The organism is Burkholderia sp. WTPI3, from assembly GCF_021483755.1.
Classification (GTDB): Bacteria; Pseudomonadota; Gammaproteobacteria; order Burkholderiales; family Burkholderiaceae; genus Burkholderia.
Genome location: NZ_JAGIXF010000202.1, coordinates 1 through 2,141, shown reverse-complemented (window position 1 = coordinate 2,141; position 2,141 = coordinate 1). Strand labels below are relative to the sequence as shown.

At 59.2% G+C, this 2,141-nt stretch carries 2 protein-coding genes and 1 pseudogene; 1 reads left to right on the top strand and 2 read right to left on the bottom strand.

Annotated features, from left to right (window positions below; genetic code table 11):
- On the top strand, window positions 1-153 hold a 153-nt coding region (locus J7024_RS36830; RefSeq protein ID WP_234746043.1), incomplete at its 5' end, for a zinc-binding dehydrogenase.
- Window positions 154-403: 250 nt separating this feature from the next.
- Here J7024_RS36830 and J7024_RS36825 read toward each other — a convergent pair.
- Together J7024_RS36825 and J7024_RS36820 are read right to left on the bottom strand one after the other, a co-directional pair.
- Window positions 404-637 (bottom strand): annotated as a pseudogene (locus tag J7024_RS36825) (hypothetical protein); the annotation flags it as partial.
- Window positions 638-684: 47 nt separating this feature from the next.
- A protein-coding gene (locus J7024_RS36820) for an IS3-like element IS407 family transposase (protein ID WP_105796968.1) occupies window positions 685-1,805 on the bottom strand; the annotation gives its coding sequence in 2 pieces (ribosomal slippage) (window positions 685-1,547 and window positions 1,547-1,805; 1,122 coding nt in all).
- Between the last annotated feature and the right edge of the window lie 336 nt (window positions 1,806-2,141).

Here is a 2,141-nt window from a genome sequence, read left to right as displayed (position 1 = left end):
CTAGAGAGAGCGAAGGCTTTTATTCTGCAAGGGTTGAAGTCCGGTACGTTGCGCCCGATCATCGCAAAGACATTCGCACTTAGCGACATCCAGGATGCCCATCGTTTCCTTGAAGCCAATCAGCAGATCGGCAAGATCGTGGTAACTGTCTGACCAGCAATGATGGGGCTGAGAGCGTAATCCTTCGGCCCCGATTCAAGCCAGCCCTGATGCCTTGCCACGATCCCTAGTCAATGACTGACACAACTGGGTAGGCAACGTAGACACGGTCCTTTTGAGCGCGTTGGCCATGGTGATGGCGCCGTAGCCAGCCAGAGCAGATGACGCGACTCGGGCAGCGACCGTCACCTCCGTGTGGCGACGATCAATGCCCCGCGAAGCTGGCAACATTTGGCGAACTAAGCTACTCGGCCCGCGCCAACTCCCGTGCAAGGAACGGAGCGGTTCGGCTGCCAGACTTTCGGGCCACCTGCTGAGGGGAACCCGCCACCACGATGCTGCCGCCGGCAGCGCCCGCGCCTGGCCCTACGTCGATCACCCAGTCGGCTTGGGCCACCGCACGCATGTCGTGCTCGATCATCACTACGGTATTGCCGGCATCGACCAGGCGCTGCAACTGCACCAGCAGCCGGTCGGCTGACCTGCCCCCTTCAATAGGGCCAATGGGCTTCTAGCAAAGTCCCTTTAAACCAGCTCCTGGAAAGCGGCAGGAGCATCCGCGGTTGCCCGATGTTTCGCCGCAAACTCTGACGGCGCAAGGTAGTTCAGTGCACTGTGCGGCCGTTGCTCGTTGTAGTCCTGACGCCATGCCGCGATGACAGCCCGAGCGTGCGCGAGCGTCGTGAACCAGTGCTCGTTAAGGCATTCGTCGCGGAATTTGCCGTTGAACGATTCGATGTACGCATTCTGCGTTGGCTTGCCCGCCTGAATCAACTTCAGAGTGACGCCGTTCGCATATGCCCACTGGTCAAGCGCGCGGCTCGTAAATTCGGGTCCCTGGTCTGTTCGCACCGCCTTGGGATAGCCACGGAAGCGAGCTGCACGGTCCAATGCCCGAGCGACATATAAACCTGAGATACCATGGTCGACGACGATGTCGACAGCCTCTTTCGTGAAATCGTCGACGACGGTCAGGCACTTCACGCGCCGGCCGTTGGAAAGCGCATCCATCACGAAATCGATTGACCACACCTCGTTGGGTGCGCCTGGCAATGCCAGTTGCTCGCGCTCAATCATTACGCCGTGGCGCTTGCGACGGCGCCGCACAGCCAGCCCTGCGTCACGGTACAGGCGATAGATGCGCTTGTGATTGGCGTGCGTGCCTTCGCGCTCCACCAGGGCATGCAGTCGGCGGTAACCGAATCGACGACGTTCGTGCGCCAACTCCACCAGACGCGCCGCTAGCACCTCATTCTCGTGGTCTGGCTTCGCGTCGTAATGCAGCACGCTGCGAGAAAGCCCGACAAGCCGGCAGGCGCGGCGCTCGGAGATGTTGACCTTCCCCCGAATCGCCGATACTGCTTCGCGTTTGGCTTGCGGGCTCAGGGCTTTCCCTTGACGACGACCTTCAACGCTTCCATATCGAGCATTGCTTCGGCCAGCAGCTTCTTCAGCCGGGCATTCTCCACCTCGAGGTTCTTGAGCCGGCGGGCTTCCGAGACCTCCATGCCGCCGAACTTCGCACGCCAAGTGTAGAACGACGCATCACTGAACCCGTGCTTCCTGCACAGTTCCTTGACCGGCATACCGGCCTCGGCTTCCTTCAGAAACCCGATGATTTGCTGTTCCGTAAAGCGCTTCTTCATGTTCGTCTTCTTCTCCGAAAACGAACTTTACTAGACTCCGGCTGGCCCTGTTTGCAGGGGGCAGGTCAACAGTTACCGCACCCCGAAACCGATGCCAGATCCCCCTCAAAATGCAGTTGCCAAAAACGGCAAAAAACCGCAACCTTGAAACCGTTCGAATCCGCGTTTTACCCCCGGTTCTGCTGGCGCCATTACGCCGCCCATCCCCGGCTCCTTTACGCCGCCCCGCGACAATAGCATAATCCAATTATTTTCATTTATTGAGATCAATCATGGGTCTAAAGTATGCGCACTGCCAGGCTAACCAGCCATGGCGAAGCCCCGAAGTACACCCCC